Source organism: Mobiluncus mulieris, assembly GCF_014204735.1.
GTDB lineage: Bacteria > Actinomycetota > Actinomycetes > Actinomycetales > Actinomycetaceae > Mobiluncus > Mobiluncus mulieris.
In genome coordinates this window covers 594,611-614,157 of sequence record NZ_JACHMA010000001.1, presented here as the reverse complement: position 1 = coordinate 614,157, position 19,547 = coordinate 594,611, and the positions used below count along the sequence as shown (strand labels likewise).

The 19,547-nt window shown below is 54.6% G+C and carries 20 protein-coding genes; 14 read left to right on the top strand and 6 right to left on the bottom strand.

Translation table 11 applies throughout. The features are described 5' to 3' along the window. The first annotated feature begins 1 nt into the window (after nucleotide 1). The 11 genes from F4555_RS02785 (at nucleotide 2) to F4555_RS02740 (ending at nucleotide 9,942) form a co-directional block, all read left to right on the top strand. Nucleotides 2-1,747, top strand: coding sequence for a type IV secretory system conjugative DNA transfer family protein (locus tag F4555_RS02785; RefSeq protein WP_115325464.1), 1,746 nt, complete (start codon nucleotides 2-4; stop codon nucleotides 1,745-1,747). Nucleotides 1,748-1,867: 120 nt separating this feature from the next. Continuing rightward, complete coding sequence (locus F4555_RS02780; protein ID WP_115325465.1) at nucleotides 1,868-2,980, top strand: hypothetical protein; 1,113 nt, start codon at nucleotides 1,868-1,870, stop codon at nucleotides 2,978-2,980. A 4-nt stretch (nucleotides 2,981-2,984) separates the two neighbouring features. Continuing rightward, nucleotides 2,985-3,353 (top strand): hypothetical protein, encoded by a 369-nt coding sequence (locus F4555_RS02775; protein WP_115325466.1) that lies wholly within the window; start codon nucleotides 2,985-2,987, stop codon nucleotides 3,351-3,353. A gap of 111 nt (nucleotides 3,354-3,464) precedes the next feature. Then, nucleotides 3,465-3,818: a single-stranded DNA-binding protein gene (locus F4555_RS02770; RefSeq protein ID WP_115325467.1), complete on the top strand. Its 354-nt coding sequence runs from the start codon at nucleotides 3,465-3,467 to the stop codon at nucleotides 3,816-3,818. Next, the gene (locus F4555_RS02765; protein ID WP_115325468.1) at nucleotides 3,815-4,540 is read left to right on the top strand and encodes a hypothetical protein; all 726 of its coding nucleotides are present in this window, start codon (nucleotides 3,815-3,817) and stop codon (nucleotides 4,538-4,540) included. The genes F4555_RS02770 and F4555_RS02765 overlap by 4 nt, the downstream gene beginning before the upstream one ends. Nucleotides 4,541-4,734: 194 nt before the next feature. Continuing rightward, nucleotides 4,735-7,920, top strand: a complete 3,186-nt coding sequence (locus tag F4555_RS02760; RefSeq protein WP_115325469.1) for a hypothetical protein — start codon at nucleotides 4,735-4,737, stop codon at nucleotides 7,918-7,920. Further along, nucleotides 7,920-8,240 (top strand): toxin-antitoxin system YwqK family antitoxin, encoded by a 321-nt coding sequence (locus tag F4555_RS02755; protein WP_004015072.1) that lies wholly within the window; start codon nucleotides 7,920-7,922, stop codon nucleotides 8,238-8,240. The genes F4555_RS02760 and F4555_RS02755 overlap by 1 nt, the downstream gene beginning before the upstream one ends. Before the next feature lie 109 nt (nucleotides 8,241-8,349). Continuing rightward, the gene (locus tag F4555_RS02750; protein ID WP_004015073.1) at nucleotides 8,350-9,201 is read left to right on the top strand and encodes a bifunctional DNA primase/polymerase; all 852 of its coding nucleotides are present in this window, start codon (nucleotides 8,350-8,352) and stop codon (nucleotides 9,199-9,201) included. 203 nt (nucleotides 9,202-9,404) lie between these two features. Beyond that, nucleotides 9,405-9,533, top strand: a complete 129-nt coding sequence (locus F4555_RS11060; RefSeq protein WP_004015074.1) for a hypothetical protein — start codon at nucleotides 9,405-9,407, stop codon at nucleotides 9,531-9,533. Between the two features lie 12 nt (nucleotides 9,534-9,545). After that, on the top strand, nucleotides 9,546-9,791 hold the full coding sequence (locus F4555_RS02745) for a hypothetical protein (protein ID WP_115325470.1): 246 nt from the start codon (nucleotides 9,546-9,548) through the stop codon (nucleotides 9,789-9,791). 37 nt (nucleotides 9,792-9,828) lie between these two features. After that, nucleotides 9,829-9,942 carry an HNH endonuclease gene (locus F4555_RS02740; RefSeq protein ID WP_115325471.1) on the top strand — a complete coding sequence of 38 codons (114 nt, stop codon included), beginning with the start codon at nucleotides 9,829-9,831 and terminating at the stop codon, nucleotides 9,940-9,942. Nucleotides 9,943-9,974: 32 nt separating this feature from the next. Here F4555_RS02740 and mobF read toward each other — a convergent pair whose 3' ends face one another. Both mobF and F4555_RS02730 read right to left on the bottom strand, forming a co-directional pair. Beyond that, nucleotides 9,975-13,352, bottom strand: coding sequence for a MobF family relaxase (gene mobF, locus F4555_RS02735; protein WP_115325472.1), 3,378 nt, complete (start codon nucleotides 13,350-13,352; stop codon nucleotides 9,975-9,977). After that, on the bottom strand, nucleotides 13,352-13,657 hold the full coding sequence (locus F4555_RS02730) for a hypothetical protein (protein WP_147286460.1): 306 nt from the start codon (nucleotides 13,655-13,657) through the stop codon (nucleotides 13,352-13,354). Before F4555_RS02730 ends, mobF begins: the two co-directional genes overlap by 1 nt. Nucleotides 13,658-14,530: 873 nt before the next feature. Here F4555_RS02730 and F4555_RS02725 point away from each other — a divergent pair. Genes F4555_RS02725 through F4555_RS02715 form a run of 3 tightly spaced genes read left to right on the top strand, consistent with a single transcriptional unit; the run spans nucleotide 14,531 to nucleotide 16,814 of the window. Next, a complete protein-coding gene (locus F4555_RS02725; RefSeq protein ID WP_050773772.1) occupies nucleotides 14,531-14,890 on the top strand; it encodes a hypothetical protein in 360 nt (119 codons plus the stop codon). Further along, nucleotides 14,811-16,145 (top strand): AAA family ATPase, encoded by a 1,335-nt coding sequence (locus F4555_RS02720; protein ID WP_081455748.1) that lies wholly within the window; start codon nucleotides 14,811-14,813, stop codon nucleotides 16,143-16,145. Before F4555_RS02725 ends, F4555_RS02720 begins: the two co-directional genes overlap by 80 nt. Nucleotides 16,146-16,151: 6 nt before the next feature. Beyond that, nucleotides 16,152-16,814, top strand: coding sequence for an RloB domain-containing protein (locus F4555_RS02715; RefSeq protein WP_115325475.1), 663 nt, complete (start codon nucleotides 16,152-16,154; stop codon nucleotides 16,812-16,814). Between the two features lie 65 nt (nucleotides 16,815-16,879). Here the strand turns inward: F4555_RS02715 and F4555_RS02710 are convergent, their stop codons facing one another. From F4555_RS02710 to F4555_RS02695, 4 genes are read right to left on the bottom strand one after another with little or no spacing between them, the layout of a single operon-like run. Next, on the bottom strand, nucleotides 16,880-17,089 hold the full coding sequence (locus tag F4555_RS02710) for a hypothetical protein (protein ID WP_004015080.1): 210 nt from the start codon (nucleotides 17,087-17,089) through the stop codon (nucleotides 16,880-16,882). A 4-nt stretch (nucleotides 17,090-17,093) separates the two neighbouring features. Further along, on the bottom strand, nucleotides 17,094-17,303 hold the full coding sequence (locus F4555_RS02705; protein ID WP_004015081.1) for a hypothetical protein: 210 nt from the start codon (nucleotides 17,301-17,303) through the stop codon (nucleotides 17,094-17,096). 15 nt (nucleotides 17,304-17,318) lie between these two features. Next, on the bottom strand, nucleotides 17,319-18,614 hold the full coding sequence (locus tag F4555_RS02700; RefSeq protein ID WP_004015082.1) for a hypothetical protein: 1,296 nt from the start codon (nucleotides 18,612-18,614) through the stop codon (nucleotides 17,319-17,321). After that, entirely contained in the window at nucleotides 18,586-19,539 is a 954-nt protein-coding gene (locus F4555_RS02695) for a DUF2637 domain-containing protein (RefSeq protein WP_115325476.1), read from the bottom strand. Before F4555_RS02695 ends, F4555_RS02700 begins: the two co-directional genes overlap by 29 nt. Nucleotides 19,540-19,547: the final 8 nt, after the last annotated feature.

Sequence of the window (19,547 nt, the reverse complement as noted above, 5' to 3'; positions counted from 1 at the left end):
GATGGAAGGTAAAGGCAACGCGGATTCCCTCACGAACGCCGGGCTGGCGCTACTGGGTGTGCTGATAGGCCTGTGGATACTGGTAAGTTTCCCAGCTGTGGTGGTAAACGGTTTTTCTCGCGGGGAGTGGGTTTGGCCTCCATCAGGTGCGTTGTTCACGCTCTTGACTCACCCAGTGGATATGAAGGCCGCATTCGGGATGGATATTCACCCGTTGGCGTATTGGGTGAGTTTCACTATAGAAATAGTGATAGTCCTTGCCTTGGCTGTGGCCGTGTTGCGCGTGTGGGCTAACCGGTCTGGTAGTGAGAAGCAGTGGAACCCGCACCTGCAACCCGGACTTGCAACCAGGCGTGATTTCCGGGCTTTGACCGGGCGGGAAATCGTTAAGGCCGGTAAATGGCTGCGTCCCACGCATCCTGATCCTCAGCCGCGTGATGTGGGTTATCTTCTTGGCACCTCGCGGGGTGAAAACGTTTGGCTGTCGATAGAAGATTCATGCATGTTGATAGGCCCCGCGCGGTCTGGTAAAGGCCAAAATTTCGTGTTACCCACTCTGATTGAGGCTCCCGGGGCGGTGGTTTCCACCTCAGTGAGAGCTGAGAACATGGAAAACACTCTGAAATGGCGGCGTTTGAAAGGACCTGTGGGGGTGTTTAGCCCCACAGGGCAAGCGAAATTCCCCGGAGGTGTGCAAGCCTTAAAATGGTCACTTACCCAGGGGTGTGAAGACCCGGCTGTAGCTATGCGCCGCGCTAGTGCCCTCACGGCGAATTCCGCTAAAGGCGTGGAAAATGCCTCGTTTTGGGAAACACAAGGGCAAAAAATCATTTCCCCGCTGCTGCACGCCGCCGCCCTAGCGGGGGGTGGTACCCGCCAGATATTCGAGTGGGGCGCGTCCCCAGGGCGCGCCGAAGACGCAATCCGTGTGTTGCAAACACACGAAAACGCGGCTGAAGGGTGGGCTGTCACCCTGGATGGTTCTCTACATGGCTCGGATCCGAAAACGCTGGCTAACATCTGGTCCCAAGTAGAAGCCGCTATTGTGAAACCCCTCATGTCCCCGGCCTTACTGGCGGCGCTGTCCCCCACAGAGGATGAGGTGTTGAACGTGGCGGAGTTCATTAAAGCTCGGGGTACCTTGTATGTGATTGATGATTCTGGTGGAATGGCGGCGGCGTTTATCGCCGCTCTAGTAGAAGACTTCTATTACACCGCGTCTCGGAACCTCGCAAACACATCTGAAGGTAACCGACTCGACCCCCCGCTGCTGCTGTCTCTCGATGAGTTGGCTAATATCGCGAAGCTCCCCGCCCTGCCGGACATGATCAGCGCGGGGGGCGGCTCTGGAGTAACCACCCTCGCGGTATTGCAGTCAATTTCCCAGGCTAGGGACAAGTGGGGACGTGAAACCGCTGAAGCCCTGTGGGGTGCAGCCACCTCCCGGATCATCCTTGGCGGCCTAACCGAGCAATCCGATTTAGAGGCGGTATCAAAAATCACAGGGCAACGCACCGTGTATAAAACCTCCATGTCGGATAATTTCAACGGCCCTAAAACCCGTAACATTTCCGAGCACCAAGAACAAGTGCTTACCCCAGCGCAAGTACGCGCCCTGCCACTCGGCACCGCTTTACTTATTTCCAGAGCTATCGCTCCGATTCTGCTAGACCTCATCCCCCACCGGGACAGGGACTATAACCCTTACTACGGACTCAAAACAGGTAAACACTCAAAACACAAATAGTTAAACCCGCGTCTACACCCCCGGCAGCGAATACTAGTGCTTCGGTGGGCATGTGAAAACCGGGAGCCTCCCATAGTACAAGGTGAGGCAAAATTTTTCCTTGGATAAGGAGGACTATTTATGAGTGATGTGGATGTTGAGAAGCCGGGTTGGCTTGCTGACCGTGAAGAGCAAGCCCGGACGTGGCGGGAATCTATGGACGCGGTGGTGGCGGGGTTAGTAGATACTGAAAAGCTACGCGGTTTCGTGGAAGGCGCGGTGGGGATGCCGGGGCGTAGTGTGGGAAACACGGCTCTGGTGTTATTCCAGTTCGCGCAACTCAAGGAGTCCGGGCTGGTTTCCGCTGACAGGCCGACAGCTTGCCTGGGTTTCCACGAGTGGAAAACCCGAGGACGGCATGTACAGACCGGGCAGCAGGGAATGAAGATTCTGCGTCCCGTTACGGGCCGGTTGATACCTTCCGGCGTGGTAGGGGCGGGTGGTAAACCGAAGATGCGTGTTTTACGCTCGGGAGAACAGCCCCCGGAGGGGGTTGTTCCCAAGGTTAAAGTCTTCGGTTTCCAAGCCTCAACAGTGTTTGATGTGTCCCAAACTGAGGGGTATCCCATCGTGTCGCGGGATAAAACCGCGCCAGCACCTGACCTGGTTAGAGACGCGGTGGCGGCAGAGTTAAGGAGGCTTGGATACGGGGTACGTCTCGGTGCTGGCCAGGAGATGGATGACCGTATGGTAAGCGCAAGCCTGGGTGCGCTTACGCTTCCGGGAGAGAACCTGGTGCTAATTCGCTCCGAAGATACTGTTACTCAAGTAGAGGCGCTTACTCATGAGCTTGGACATATCACTATGGGGCACGCCGGGCAGCATTCCACTAGGCGGGGACGGAAAGAAGTCGAGGCTGATGTGGTGGCGGGCATGTTAAACATGGCGTATGGGTTAAACACGTGGCCTATCCAAGAAGGCTATGATTCCGCCTGGGCGGGGGCGGAAAATGTTACGCAAATGGTGGGTAAAACCCTCGATAGTGCCCGGCGGCGGGCGGGTGAGCATTCCGCTAGTATCGCTGCGTCTGTGGGAGTGGCCGATCCACTCGCGCCGCTAGAAATACCACCAGTAGGAGCTGCGGCACAGGCTTTGAAAGAGACCGGTATTCAGTCATCTGCCATTGAGGTGGCACCTCATGAAACCGCAAACGTGCCACCCCCACTGGTGCGGATAGACCAGCCAGGGATGTAGCAAAATGCGGCAACGCTTCGGGGATAAACCCACTAACGTGAATCTCAAGCGGCGGGCATACTACGCGGCTTATATTAAAAGCCGCCGGTGGTATGCCCGCCGTGAGCGCTGGGAGCGTGAAGCTGTTGAAGTGGCGGGCGGCGTGCCGCTTTCCTGTTTAGGGTGTGGCGCTCCGTGGACGGCCCGGCGGGGGGATTTGCATCATTTAACCTATAATCGCATCGGCAACGAAGCCTACGATGATCTAATTCCACTGTGTCGAGGGTGTCACGCATTGCTACATTCCGTGATGGATCGGCTTCCTAAATCCGGCAAGACCCCCGTGCATCAACGGGATTTAGTAGCGAAAATGCGTTTGTGGCGCACCTCCTAAAACCAGCTTTTATAAACCATGATTCCACTGTTGGAATCGGGGGCGGGCGACAGTAAATAGTGAGGGCACACAAAAGTGTGGTCATTGAGATGTTCTAGGAAGGATGTTGTCATGTCTAAAGCAAGTTTCGATGTTGGTATCACGGGGAATCTCACTGCGGATCCGAAATTTTCTGAGGTGAAAAATGGGTGCCGGTGCTATTTCCGCATCGCGGCTAATGATTCGTATCGTGATGAGAATGGGGAATGGCAAACGGTTCGAACTGCTTTCTATCCTTGTGTGGCGTGGGGATGGCTAGCTAAGGAAATTCGGGATAACTACCACAAGGGTGATCCAGTTGTAGTCACCGGCAAGCTGGAGGTTTATCAGTATCTATCCGAAGCCGCTGCGGAGGAGCAACAGATTATCCAGATCCGCGCCGAGGCTATCGGTAAACGTATCGGCGCTGATGTGGACAAAGAATGAGCGTTGAGAATAGCGATAATGTTTTGCTTGCAGGTGAGCAAACAGTAGAGGTAGAGGACTGGACACGTGATGAACAGTTCATTACTGATGGGCGTGTGGGTGAGGCGAACCCGGAACTTACCAAGTTCATGGAGGTAATGTTGTGGGCGGCCAGCCCGGCTGAGGATCCGCCTCCCGCACCCAGCCCACACGCGCTCCAGGCTTTAGAAGAAACGGGGACGGCGGCGGAGGGTTCCGTCTCCGTGTTCGACGCTCCCCGCCGCCGGAGACACACCCCACGCGAGGGTAATCTCCCACGTCCCGAGTCGGGAGGTCCGCCGGATTCTGAGGGTGTAATGTTTCCCCCGGCTCTGGATTTAGCTGGGTTGGATGAAGAGAGCTATATCGGGCGGATTCAGGAAATCAGCCGGTATGTGCAAGAACTCACGCTACAGTTCGGGTTTAACGACAGGACTATACCCCCGTGTTGGGCCTCACACCTCTCACTGGTAGCGATTCTCTCGGGGCTGTATGGGTCGTACAAATGCTGCTTCGCGCCGGTTTCTCAAGGCGAACAGGTAATTACTTATATCCGAAATTTGGAAACCGCGCGGGTGTGTTTAGAACGGCTGGTACAAAACTCTTCATGTGCCACAGGAGAACACAAACCGTGGCAGTTGAACTATTGGGCCGGTGAACAGTTAGCAAACACTGATAAAGCCTGGTGGGCTAAATACCTATAAACCATGAAATGGAGAAATTTATGCGAAAAATAAGGACGGTTTCCAAACTAATTATGCTCGTCTTCCTCGCTGTCACATTAATAGTATCTACCGTTTATACTACCCACCCAACTTACGCGGCTGCGTTTGGGGAGGATAGTAACGTTGTTTTCAGGTTGGACGGGGCTACCAACACGTGCAATGGGGATTACTGCGTGGAAAAGCCTGGGCAGACACTGCGGATTAAACAACTGGTACAAGTATCTCCGTTTGTGTATTCTTCCGACTATGCGTCCGGCGCGGTGGGGGCAGTATTATTTGTGCCTAAGACTTTTAAGAATGTGAAGGTAACCCTGGATTCTATAGGATACTCTGACATGTCTTGGAGTGAGAATGGGGAAGCCTCCAGGCAGGTCAAAGGCTTCACCCAAGAAATCGGGGTCAGTGTTGAGAGAACCGAGGATGGCAAAGTCACAAACAATTGCGCAACCGTAAACCGAGATAGTTTAGGTTTCGCACCCGAAGCAGCGGTTGCGGCTGAGGAATACTTCAAGGCATTTTACGGAGGCAAAGACACTGTTAAACGCTTTGGCGGGGATTATTGGCAGAAGAAAATGCGCCAGTCCCGGTGGGAAGTTTTGGAAACGCTTTGCCCCTCGAAATGGGAATCTCCCCTCAAAACAGCTTTCCTTAAACCTGATGCTGAGGAGTATTCCACCTATAAAGACAGTAAAGCTTTAGACGAGAAGCGTATTGCCTGGGATACGGAGTACAAGAAAATACACCCAGAACCTGACTGGAATGACTTTGATAAATTCGAGCAATGGGAGCAAGCCTATGCCACAGCCCGCGAAAAATTCTTAGCAGAAAACAAAAGCCAGCTCTTAAATGCACGTCTCTACCAAGGAATCCGACTGGGTAAAATCTTTGCTGGGGTAGCGAATTACTACCTGGAAGCCGATGTAGTAGTGGATAAGGAGGCGTGGTTTCCTCTGGCGGTGGCCGGGGCTGCGGGAAAGTGTTCCTCGGAAGGCGCTGGCGCTCACGAAGAATTTTGCCAATCCATGAACGACTTCGAGGAGTTCTCGCTACCACGTCTCCCCGACTATCAAGACCCCAAAGACGTGGAAACCCTCAAGAAACAGGTAACCCCCAACGGCGTGAACTGGTTGGGAGTACGCGCCACCGTAGACGGAGATTTGACCCGGATACTAGGAGACGAACCCCACCTCAACTTCGAAAAGATGCCCAACCTGTTGAGAGTGGAAAACCCCACTAAAGGCAGAGTCGAAACGACGAATGCACCGTGTTTCGGGAAAGAAGAATGCAGTAAAAACCTAGACACGCAATTCTTGTCCCACTACGAAAAAGAAGCAGGTAAACCCTTCGACATAGTGAACCACCCCGAATTACAAGACGAGAAAACCCAAGAAGCTCTAAAACAGCAATGGCTCAAAGCGAGACTCCCCCGTAAAGACGAAGACCTCTATGGGATGAAAAACAAAGACGCACTATTAGGCGCAGATGAATCAAAGGTTTACCGAAACCTATTCCCTACAGCACGCCATACCCTCTACCAGAAGAAATTCAACCTGCAAGCCAACAAAAATGTACACCATATCATGTCTAGGCCTGACGAGGACGGGCGTGACATGGGGCTGATACACATCACACTATGCAAACACGAAACCCCGCCTCCTTCTACGCCTCCCGCGCCGAAGTTGAAGGTGCGGACTGAGGCGCAAGCACTTGAGGGGAAGCTGGTGGGTAAACCGATTCATGATCTTCTGATTGTGGACGGTGAAATTCCTGAGGGTGCGTATGCGACAGTGGATTTGTTCTACAACCAATCTGGCGAAGCGAAGACTTGTAGTAAACCGGTGTGGACTTCCGCTAAGGTAATGCTTAATCGTGGCGCTGGGGAGTATGCTACCGGGTCTTTTACTACTAAGAAAGAGGGCTTGTATCATTTCCGTGAAAACGTGTTTGACCGTCACGGGAAGCTGATTGCCCAGGGTAAGTGTGGTGAGGATTCAGAGACCGTGAAGGTTGAGAAGCCTGGTACCCCACCGCCTCCTTCTACGCCTCCCGCGCCGAAGTTGAAGGTGCGGACTGAGGCGCAAGCACTTGAGGGGAAGCTGGTAGGTAAACCGATTCATGATCTTCTGATCGTGGAAGGCACAGTACCTGAGGGTGCGTATGCGACAGTGGATTTGTTCTACAACCAATCTGGCGAAGCGAAGACTTGTAGTAAACCGGTGTGGACTTCCGCTAAGGTAATGCTTAATCGTGGCGCTGGGGAGTATGCTACCGGGTCTTTTACTACTAAGAAAGAGGGCTTGTATCATTTCCGTGAAAACGTGTTTGACCGTCACGGGAAGCTGATTGCCCAGGGTAAGTGTGGTGAGGATTCAGAGACCGTGAAGGTTGAGAAGCCTGGTACCCCGCCTCCTCCTTCTACTCCTCCTACGCCGGGTACGCCTCCGGGGACTCCCCCACCGCCTCCTTCTACTCCTCCTACGCCGGGTACGCCTCCTTCTACGCCTCCCGCGCCGAAGTTGAAGGTGCGGACTGAGGCGCAAGCACTTGAGGGGAAGCTGGTAGGTAAACCGATTCATGATCTTCTGATCGTGGAAGGCACAGTACCTGAGGGTGCGTATGCGACAGTGGATTTGTTCTACAACCAATCTGGTGAGATGAAGACTTGTGGGAAGCCGATTTGGACTTCTAGCAATATTCTGCTCACTCGTTCTCCTTGGCGTTACGCCACGAATCCGTATGTAACCACTATGGATGGTCAGTATCATTTCCGTGAAAGCGTGTTTGACCGTCACGGGAAGCTGATTGCCCAGGGTAAGTGTGGTGAGGATTCAGAGACCGTGAAGGTTGAGAAGCCGCGCCGGGTGTGGACTGTTGCGCAAGCCCCGAAGGGTAAACATGTTGGGGATCCGATTCATGACTTGGTTTACTTGGAGGGCGCGTTCCCGAAGGATTCCTATGTGGTGGTGAAACTGTTCTACAACCAGGCTGGTGAGGCGAAAACCTGTCAGGTTCCGGTGTGGACTTCTGAGAAGTTGAAGGTTCCACCGTTTACCCCGGCTACGTTGAAGACTGGCGAGTTTAAAACCAGAATCTCGGGGCAGTATCACTTCCAGGAAACCGTGTATGACGGAGAAGGAAAGATACTTGCCCAGGGTGATTGCGGGGCTGATAGTGAAACCCTCGTAATCACGCCTGATTATCCCCCGGTAGCGTCAAATGAAAATAAAGGCTTAGCCACAACGGGCATGAACCCGTATGTGGGATCACTGTCCTTGGTGTTACTAGCAGCTGGTGGGGTGACTATATGGCGAGTATCCAAAATCAAAACCCGGCATCCTAAACACAGGAAAGAAGACTGATGAGCAAGAAATGGCCGAATGGCACGCCGATAAAGAAAACAGTGAAAACAGTGGAAGGTACCCAGACCGCGTTTTTCTACCCCACTGGGAATGTGTGGCGCGAGGAATACCGCAATCGCGCCGGTGAACTCCACCGCGCGGGGGCACCTGCGATAGTAGCATGGCATCCCAATAACCAGGTGTGGCTACACAAGTATTACCGCCACGGCAACCTTCACCGCGAGAGCGGCCCGGCAATAGTCGAATACGACGAGCAAGGCAACTTGGAACACCTGGAATACTACACGCACGGCTCCCCAGTAGCCCCGCCACCACAATAAGAAAACATTGAACTGATCCAGGTTTTCCTTTCCCTTATTTCCAGGAAACACCCCACAGTACTAAGTGGGACAAAACCCATTTGAGACCCTCCAAGGGAAAGGAAAAATCATGAACAACGAATTTCAAGAGACTTGTTCGACTGTGAGTGATTCTATGCTGCTTGCTGCTATTGAACTAGCGGGTCGGGGTTGGCCGGTGTTTCCCTGCCAGGAAGCGGGGCGGGAACACCCGAAAGCACCCTACGTGCGTGGTGGGTTCAAATCGGCTACCACAGATTTAGGGATGATTCGCCGCTGGTGGAAAGAATACCCAAATGCGCTTATCGGCCTGGCGTTACCTAAAACCCTACTGGTGCTTGATGTAGATCCCCGCAACGGGGGTAGTCTAGAGGCTCTACAAGAGAAAATAGGGCGACTTCCAGAGACTCTCCGTGTCGAGTCTGGGCGTGGCGACGGTGGGACACACTACTATTTCCGCCACCCCGGTATTCCCTTGTATGGGCGGAACCTGCCTGAGGGGGTGGATTTGAAAGAAGGCGGTAAAGGATATGTTATCGCCCCGCCGTCTTTACACCCGGAAACGGGGATGCCATACAAGTGGATTCCCGGCGCGCTATCCTCCTTGACAGTCGGTAACGTCAAGAGACTAGCAGCTAAACCCGCCCCAAGTGTTGCCTCTCGACCGACCCGATTCATCGGATACAAGAACACGGATAAATGGCGCGGTGTTCTCCGCGTCGTGGAAACCGCAGCCGAGGGGCAACGCAACCGGACACTTTTTTGGGCGGCGTGCCGCATGGCAGAAAACAACGCAGACCAAAACGCCTGGGAAGCGTTAAACCTGGCCGGGTGTAGATGCGGCTTAGACCCCCTAGAAGTAGCCCGCACGATTCACTCAGCTCAGCAAATGCGACAAGAATCTCAACCCCCGACTGGGAGAAACGTGGTGTTACAAATGTGATTTTCATATGACGCGGGAAGAAAACCCCGCTTTATTCGATTGTATGCGTGAGGTGGCGGAAGCTCGCAACCGCGAGATAGGCGCGGCTTTCGAGGACGCAGAAGTGTAGGATACAGCCGATTTTTGTGATTCTCTAAAATAGGCAGTTTGGGGAAAAAGGGGGGGTGCTGCCCCTCTTTTTCCTTAGCGAAAGAAGGACATGTGTGGAAACAGAATTTATGGTGGCGGCGACCGTGACCGGGGTAACCCCGATGGTGCTGCAAGAGAAATTTGGGGTTGCCCGGCGGAGTGGGCGCCGGTGGATTGCCGGGCTCACATCGGCACCGCCGTAAATATATGAGTGGGTGACGGGGGTTTACCGGCGGTTTTGGGATAACGCCGAAGCGGCTATAGAGTATGCCGAACGGATGGAAGCCGAGCTGGGGGAAACCAAGGCGGTGCAGGTGTATTTATACCGGTTCGAGTCGGCGCTTGTGCCGGGGCGGCATTTCGAAACGCTGGATTTGCAGAACCGCTGTGGGGTGTTTACTGGCGAAATATTTCGTGGCCTGGGGTTCCGCGTGGAGTATGTGTGGGTGGGGGGTGAATAAAAAGGTTTGTATGTACATACGAGAGTAAAATTTGCTTATGTGTAAGTCTTATGCGGATTATGTTACCCCTTGGTCGAAAGGTGGCGCAAGCGACTTGAGTAACTGTGAAATGCTTTGCACCACTCACAACAAAGCCAAGGGCAACAGGTAGACATTTCCTAGGCGTACATGTGTGGACTGTTCTCACATTTCCAGTCCTGTTGTTTGGCTGGTGGTGGGTACCATGGTTGGTTGCCCGCCGCCAGCCATTTCGTTGAGCCGCTTGGCGGTTGCTAGTGCCTGTGTCGCCTGGAGGTATCCGGGCTGGGTTGAGGCATGTGGTAGAGCCTGGTTGGGGTTTTCCCATCCAGCAGCTAGCCGCCATTCTATGACCTGCATCATAGCCCGCTGCCAGGCTGGGTGTTGGCTGATGGGCGCACGCCCGCCAGTGTTAGCCCACCACGGAGCGCTAATCGCATCAGTGTACGCTTTTGTTTTTCTATCCCCTAGTTCTTGGCGGCGGGTGGCGAGAACTTGGCGGTCTGGTTCGCTGCATTCTTGGGGTATCGGGGATACGCCGGGGGCAGGGGGTAGAGCGTCGAGCCGCCGGATCCATTCTTGGGGTGTTTCCCCTCCCTTACGAGGTAGCAGTTCTTCTGGTTTCCGCCCTTCGGTAACGGCCTGATCCATAGCGGCGGTGCGCCAGGTCCACTCCGGGGTGGCGAGTATCCCGGTTAGTTTCCTGACATTCTCGGGACTGACCCCAGCGGGCGCGATAGTCTTAGCCCAGTATTTCGCGCGTTCAATAGCACACATTTTCTCGTATTCACCTAGCAGGATCCGGTAAGACTTGCCCTGATTCTCATTTTGGGTGAGTTCCATGATTTCGGTAGCGGACTTCTCCCCACCACTAGATGTAGCTACTGCAGTGAAAACGTCTAGCGTGTCGAGCTGCCCGGTGGGGTTACCGTCTATATCGGGGGCTTGAGTGACACACCAAGCGGTGTTATTCGCCCGTCCCCTGGTCATCGCGACGTAGAGTTGTTGGCGGGTCATTGTCTCAGTGACCATAGTGTGTACTGTGTCTACGGTACGCCCCTGGGCGCGGTGTACCGTCCCGGCGTATCCCAGCTCCACGTTCTTCTTGACATACTCGGCGGGTAGCCGGTGGGTAAAACCTTGCTGGTCGCGTGCGTCAATACCACCATCGCGGTTAATCCGGGTAACGGTAAAGACTTGCCCGTTGATAACCCCAAGGGTCTTGTCGTTAAGCCTGGTGACGATAGTATCCCCCGCCCCGGCTGCCTGGTCGCCACGTAGGGTGGTTTCTTTACTGGTGTCCACGATTCCGGCCTGGATCATGAGTTCGCGTGCCCCCTCGTTGAGCGTGTTAACACTGGTGTTGTCATGAGCCAACATGAGACTGGTTTTACCCGCAGTGTAATCCGCCCACCAGGCCTTAAGGATTGCCTGGGCGACCTGGCTAGTGTCTCCCCCACCTTTGATTCGGTCATTCAACAGGTAGTCTTTAACGGCTTCCTTTTTCCCTTCACGCAGTAAAAGGGATGCCCCGGCTTCCCAGGGTTGCCGGAAACGCCGCACACCTTCCAAAGTGGGTGGCGTTTTTTGAGTGATAACCCTACCGGTACCCCCATCCCGGATAGTGGTGGTGTTATGACGTACCAGCATGGAGAATGCTCCGCCCGCTTCGACCGCCGAGAGCTGGTGGTGGTCTCCCACCAACAGGAGCTTCGCTCCGGCTTCACGGGTAGCTTGTGCGAGAGCTGCCAAATCGAGAGTCGCAGACATCGCAGCTTCGTCCACGATAACTAGCTGCCCGGGCTGGAAAGCTTGCGGTTTCACCGTCCATGAGGCGATAGTAGCGGCCTGTCCGGTGGCTTCGGCCAAGACCTTCGCTGCCGCTGCCGAAGGGGCAAAACCAGCTACTGGTACTCCGGCGGTCTTCCACGCCGCAACCAGAGCGGAAAGGGTGGTGGTTTTACCTGCCCCCGCAGGTCCTACCAATATGTCTACTGCCCGCCCTGAGGTTACTATCTCGAAGGCCGCGCCGATTTGTTCACTATCGAGCTTGAATCCGTCTTCGGATACCCAGGCTTCGAGAGCCTGGTTAGCCTGGTCGTACTGTAGGGCTGGGCCTTGAGGGCTGTCGTTACCATTCAAGAGGAGACGTTCCGCGTCTAGTATCCGACGGGTGGTGTAGCGATCCGCCGCGCTGACGGCGGGCGCGGTGTTCTCCTGTTGGAAGGTCTCGGTTACTGGCCGAGTGTCACCACCCGTGATTTGTACGGTTAATTCACGGGCTTTATCCACAACTTGATCCACTACGGCCTGCCGCTGGTCGTAGTGGTAACGGTATTTACGCAGGAGCCGGTGTGCTTCGGCTTGCATATTCCAAATCCCCCACGTGGCGCGCTCCTTTTGTAGATTGTCGATAACCATTACTGCTATCTCGTCAATACTGGCCACGCCGGTTGCAGTGGCCTGGATGGGAGTGAATGCGGGGTTTTTACCGAGTATTCTCAAAGCTCGCTCCCGCCACTGCCGGGTGAGTTCGCCTAGCTGGTGGTGGTGTTTATCCTTACGTGTGTCTGACCAAGCTTTCTTGTCGTCTTCACGAGTAGCCCCGTCGCCACGCTCGCGTAGTATCTGCCCGCGCCTGGTGGAGAACTCTTTAACCAAATCACGGTTCAGCCCGTTGATCCCCCACACTGGTTTCCCGCTAACCGTGGTGGACACCTCAGTCCAGTCAAAACCTAGCCTTTCGGTGAGCCTGTCCATAATCGCTGAATCATAGGCTTCACTAAGCCCCACCACGGCGGGCATCAGGCCGTGGCGGGAATCAATAGTGCGCCACTTACCGTCTGGGCCTTGCACCCGGTTTACCACCACAACATGCGTATGCAAGTGTGGGTCGCCCTCGCGAGTGTCCCAGTGATTGAAACCAGCAGCTATAAGCCCACCTGTTTTAACCTGCTCCACACCGCCCTTGCCGCGCCTAGTAAACAGCGCCTTGTCTTCCAGCATGGCAAGAGTCTGTTCTATCGCCTCGCGGTGACATTGCTCCATCACCGCGCGGGTATCCTCATCGGATAAAGCCCAAAGAACCGATATGTCTTTACTGGGAGCGAAAGTTAAATCGAACCCATGAACCGCGCGGCTTTGCTTCTCTTTCGACTTCTCTACCTGTTGCGCCGCCCAGGCGCGTTTCATCTCCTCACCCCAGGAGGGGTCGAACTTTCGTGTCTCGGTATTGATTGCTTTCTGAGGTTTCCTGCCCAGCTGTTCACCAGTGAGGGGGTCTACCATGTCCCCGATAAGATCAAGTAGCTGGGTGGCTTCCACCTTGTCTCCCGCGCTGAGACTAACGCTGGCGTTACCAAGTCCCGCCAGGCCGCCACCCATCCAGCGTCCTGCCGGGGTGCCGCCCTCGGCGTAGTAGGCCGTAGCGCCTTTCATACCTTTCCCTCGCGCCTCATCATCACATACAGAGTCCATCAAATAATTAACGATTCCTGCCGCGCCTTCTTTCCCGGTGGCGTGTAACGCTATCACGCTCATCATCAGCTATCACCTCGCTCCCGGGTGATAGCCGCAAACATCAGGCGCGCCTCACGCGGAAAGTTGTCTGCCTGTTTCCGTCCGGAAAGAATTTCCGGAGTACCATCCGTTACAGAAATGACTGGACATTTCCGGGTTTCCGTTTTCCCGGAAAGTTTCTTGTTCAGAAATTTCCGCGCGGAAAAATCCCCCGGAAAAATTTCCGTTTCCGTCCCGACGGAAAGAAATCCGGAAACAGGAATATTACGTTTACGGAAAGCTGCCCGTCCGTTCCCGGAAAGATCTCCGTTACGGAAATGACTGGACATTTCCGGGTTTCCGTTTTCCCGGAAAGTTTCTTGTTCAGAAATTTCCGCACGGAAAAATCCCCCGGAAAGTTTCCGGCGGAGATACTTTGCTCGGTCTCGGCAAGTGACACTACAGTAGCGTTGGCGCGGCGGCATGACTGTCAGTTTCCCGCAGTAAAAACATGCCCGACACCGCAAGTGACGGGCGCGGGTTCTTCGTGTCGCACGAACACGTAAAGCCCGTTTGTCCTGACAAATGGAGCTGCATGTGAGCCGCGCGGAGGTAGCGCTCCTGAAGGATTTAGAGCACTCAGAGCAAACACACCAAGGCACCCGCTTCACCTCCTCCTGCGAGCCGCACCACGAATCACTAACCTGGTTAGTGCCAGATGTGCTTTGAACTTTTAACTTGAAATTAATACTATCATCTTGAGAGCTAAAACGACAACGAGGCAGTGCCAGGAAGTGACTTCCAGGGCAAGGGTGAGACGATTTAGAGAACTAGTGCCAAGGCCGGTAAGGAAACGAAGAGACGACTACGAAGGCTAGAGCGAGGCGCTGGGTGAAGATGCTTACCTTGCGGCTCCGATAGTCCCGACAGTCGGCAAATAGTCACCAGGACAGACTCAACCACAACACACCCAGAACAGTGCGCACCCCACCACCGGAAACACTATCCTCCTTCCCGCAACCACACCCAACACCGGGGCGGAAATTTTTCCGGGAACGGAAAGACGGAAATTTCCCGGGTGGAAACCAGCGGAAAGATTTCCGGGAAAACGCTCGGCGCGGAAATTCCGGAAATTTCCCGGACGGGAATCTACCCCGGAACCGGGAAACGGAAATTCCGCCGGAGGAAAAATTTCCGGGAACGGAAAGACGGAAATTTCCCGGGTGGAAACCAGCGGAAAGATTTCCGGGAAAACGCTCGGCGCGGAAATTGCGGAAATTTCCCGGACGGAAATTTTCCCGGAAACGGACAACCCGGAATTTCCGTCGGTGAAATCTTTCCCGGAACGGAAAGACGGAAATTTCCCAGGCGGAAATTTTTCCCGGCACAGGAAAATCGGAAATCCCCGCCGGGTCCTCTCTCAGTCAGGGTGTTGCATTCCCCACCACGCTTGGTTACAATTGATGCAGATAAATTGCGGCAAGTGTTTTGAAGGTGGTGGTGATGGTGCTACGCTCTTTCATGGTCTCGAACTGGAAATCTTATTACGACTCGGTAGAGATTACGATGATGGCGACTCGTGAACGTAAGCACGGTGAATGCCTCGCCCGCGTGGGGCGCGGGCGTATCTTGCCGGTTGGAGCGATTTACGGGGCTAATGCGGCGGGTAAATCAACGCTGGTTGAGGCGCTTTCGGCTTTGCGGAGTATTATCGTGGGGGCACGTCGTCCGGGTGCCGCGCTGCCGGTGATTCCGCATTTGCCGGAGGGGCGCGAGGAGCCATCTTCGTTTTCTATCGAATTCTTGGTCACTTTGGGAGGTGTGGGTAAAACTTCGCGAGAAGCGGTTTTAGTCTATGAGCTTGCCGCTGACCGCCGTCGGATTCATCGCGAGGCGTTGCTGGTGAGACACGGCTCCCGAGAGGTATTTCTCTTTGAACGAAAAGATAACACCGTAGAGGTCGATTCAGAGTTAGAAGAAAACCCGCGTATCCGTTCTCATGCGGCAGTGATTGCGCCTAATGAAACTTTGCTGGGGGCAGTAGGTTCTGACCCTTTGGCCGAGCAGCCGCATGTGCAAGCAGCTTACGGATGGTTTGCCAAGCAACTCAACATCATCTATCCTGACTCGGAATTTGTCTACCTTCCCAGTCGTTTTGATGCAGATGATTTATTTGCTGGCGCTATGAATGCCGGACTGACTCGCGCGGATACAGGTATTACGGGACTGGTGTTAGAGGAAGTAAAGCTAGAAGCGCTACCCTTGGAAGCGGAGCAAATCGAGCACCTGGTGGATCAACTCGCGGATAATGGAGGGTCGTTTATCATCGGCGGTGCAGCCAGTGACTACGCGGTACTTGACTATCACGACGGACAGCCCCGGGCACGCCGCCTAGCCGCGAAACACACATTTTCCACGTCACCCGAGACGGAACCTGTGGCTTTCAAGATTCCGTTGCGTGAGGAATCCAAAGGTACCCAGCGATTCATGAACCTTTTGCCGGTGCTGTTCCAGCTCCGAGAAGAGGATTCACGTAGCGTGTTTGTTATTGACGAGTTGGAAAATTCCATGCATCCTAAACTGACGGAGGATTTCATTAGGTGCTTCCTAGAAGATTTAGATGAGTCTAACCGCCGCCAGTTGATTTTCACTACCCATGAGGTACAACTGATGCGCTCTGATTTGCTGCGTCGTGATGAAATCTGGTTAGCCGAAAAGCAAGGGGGGCAGTCGCAACTGACCCGCGTCTCGGACTATTCCGGCATCGGGGTTCGCAAAGACGCGGATTTACTGTCTTTCTACATGTCAGGCCGTCTCGGCGGGGTTCCACGTATTTGAGGAAAAATGGCAGCTAAGAAACGTTCCCGCCCGATTCACGCCCGGCGTTCCATTTCGGCGGGCTTCCGCGCGCCGCGCGTCCCGATATACGTATGCGTTGAGGGAGCCACGGAAAGAGCTTACATCGAAGCGTTACTAGAGTTTCGTTACACAGGAACTTTCGTGCCCAGGTTTCTCGGTGGTAGCGGGCGGCGCTCTAACCCTCACAGTTCTCTAAAGAATCTGATAGAGCTGGCCAGGCGCGAAGAGAATCGGTGGAATCGACGAACGAAAAGCAGCAGTTGCATCTGGATAGTATGTGACGCTGATCAGAATGCTGTACATCAAGACATGTTGGAACACTGGATTTCCCAAGCTCCCTTGAATCACCGCGTAGCAATACAGTCGGCCTCGATAGAAGCCTGGTTTTTGCAGCACTTCGATAACCCCTCACGCCCCACCACTAACGAGGCCGCGCTAGGCGCACTCAAGGCAAAGTGGAAAACGTATTCTAAAGGCTGCGAGATTCCAAAATGGCTCATCGACCGGACAGACGAAGCCCTACACCGTGAAAAACAATTCGTGACGAACCGAGATACCCTGTTTCCAGCCGCAGGTTCTTCACAAATACCTTCCCTAATCGAATACCTCGACCAGATAGCCGCTAAACACCCAAACCACCAACAGTAGACGGAAAGTTTTGGCGGGGAACGGAAAGACGGAAATTTCTCTTGTCAGCTTCGCTCGAATCTGATTTAGATGTCGCTACCATCTTTCCAGATTTCGGAGGACTGCCACTCACGGGTTGTCCCGTCGGTTCCTCTCCCGGTCAGGGTGATGGTTTTACCGCTGATGTTAGACGTGGCGCGGCGCGCCCATTTGTGTTGCTCCCAATACCCCCGCAGTTTCCAACCCGCTGTGGTCAGGGTCGCGATAACGAATAGTGCGTTCAGTGTTGAATCCATGCTGTCACGCCTCGATGTAGTCGCAAAGATTATCGAGCTGCAAGGCAAGATACCAGGCTTCGAGGGATGGCCTACCTTCCATAACGAGACGTGTGTTTATTTCCCAGATTGACTGCCGCGCGATTTCGAGGTGGCTTGCTGCTGTGTCGGCGATTTGTTGCTCGTCTGGTGTAAGTGGCGTGTCCCCGATTTTCAGAATTGGTTTAATCTCCATAGTTCCCTCCTCCCTTTACGAGACGTTAATTGTTCCGGTGTTAGTTAGTGATCCGCACCTCGTGCTCCATGTGTACAGTCCGGGTTCTAGTCCCGAAATGCTTCCACTACCTTCGGATAGAGTGATGGTCTGTCCTCCGATACTGGCGGTCACCGGTGGTGGGTTCGCCCCGCTAGTAGTGGCGCTGAAAGAGACAGTCCCCGCCCGCGACGCAACATTGGTATGCAGACTGGTAACCGGAATCTCCTGCCTAGTAGCCGTTTGCACAGGAGCCAGTGCCGGAGCGCCGGACTGGTGGTTTTCTGCCCGCTGTGGCGGGGCTTGTTGCACCACGGTCACGGTCGGTTGCGGCGCAGCCGGGGCTGGCTGGGTCACCGTCACCGCCGGAGCCGGTGCCGGAGCAGCTGTCGGGGCACCCACTGCCGCACCTGGCGCGGGCGACGCGCCTTGTCCCGTCAGGGTCTCTGTAGGGTTATCACCCTGGGGCGCGGGCTGATCCCCCGGCGTGTCACTTTCCTTGGTTTTACGGTGCTTCGCGCCGCTTGGGCTAGTAGACGGGGTAGCACTGCTACTCGCGCTATAGGCTGGTGCTGGGCTGGGTGCTTCCAGCATTTTCACCAGCGCGACCGCGCCACCACCAACACCAGCGATAACAGTTACTCCCGCAGCGAAGCCGATAGCAAGATTCCGAACGATTATGCCCCGCCTCGGGTTGCGCCGCTCCCTCTTCCGAGGCATAACCGCTACCGGCGCGGGCTTAACCTCGGTTTTGACTCTGGGAAAGATCCTGGTCTGCCCAGCCTCGCTGTCCTCAGTCACCTTAGGTAGAGACAGGGTGAGTGTCACCGCCTCGTCGGTTGTTGGTTCTTCTACTACGGGTAGATTCACCAAAGTTTCCGCCACCACAGGGGCGGGACGCGCCGGACTGGTGGTTTTCTGCCCGCTGTAGATAACCCCAATCTGTTCCAATAGTTGGCGTTTCTTGCGTCCCAGACGGCGGCGCGCCAGTAACTTCGCTGCCCGCTCGTACAACACTGGGGTCTTAATCTGGAACACCCCACCCTCCACTGGCAGACGCAGCCACAGGTTCTCTCTTAGCTGAACGTTTACCGGCCTGGCCACGTTAGACTCGAACGATTCCATGTCCGGAGCGTCGAACAAGTGCTTACCGGTAATCGCGTCCAAAACCGCGACGCTATCCTTTTTCGGCTGCACTGTTAGACACTTCACGACCTTCAAGTTGTCTAAAAGGTCTACCTCCCGATGACTGACTATCGTTTTCCTAATTCTCTTGGTCTTCATGGTTTTCATGCTCGTCTTCCTCGCTTTCAAATGTTTGCGCCTCTCGCAGATACCGCCTCGCGGTGTCCCTAGAAACCCCTATCGCCTCGGCTAGTCCTTCCGGGGTCGCCGCGACCTGTTTCTCCCGGCACTCAGTCAAGAACTGTAGGGTCTTCAAAATCCGTTTCGGAATCTCCTCACCCTCCCCCGGCGTTTCATGCTTACCCCCATCGGTGCTCAGCGTAGGTACACTTTCAGGTAGTTCTTCCACCAGGGATACCTCTTCATCCGTCACCACTGGTGACTCTTCAATCTCCACTGGCACCTCTACCGGTTCTTCTTGTACTGGTGCTGCTGTCGAGAGTTCTTCTGGCGGGGTTGGCTCTACCTGTACTGGGGTCGTGGCGGTTTCCTGAGGTGCCATCCCCAACACGTCCACTTCTTCAACTACCGGCATCCCTGTTTCTATTGGCGGGATTGCCGCCGTTACCTCGGCACCCAAGGCCTCAATCTTGGGTGTCTTGGGGTGTGGGTCGGCGAGCATCACAGACATGTGCGTCATGAGTATCAACCCGATAGGCGGGATAGCCTTACCCACCGCCAGCACATAGATGTTAGAAACCTGGTAGGTGTGTAGCCCGAAAATCACCGTGGCGATATTCCCCGCTATCGACCCTATCGAAGCCAGAATGAGTACCATCCATACATACCAAAGCCGCGTGTCTTGGCGGCGGGAGAACGCCACCACCGCGATAGTGGCCGCGACAATCACCCCGTCAATCGTGAGCGGCCAAATCCACGCCAACCACGGGTGATACCCACAAGTCAACGAGAAATCATACAACCCTGAAAACGACAGGACAAAGCTACCCACGGCAAGCACAATCGTGAGGAACAACACGAACCTCGTTAGCCCACTCCACTTAGTACCCTCGCTCTGGCCGTTACTCACCATACACTCAT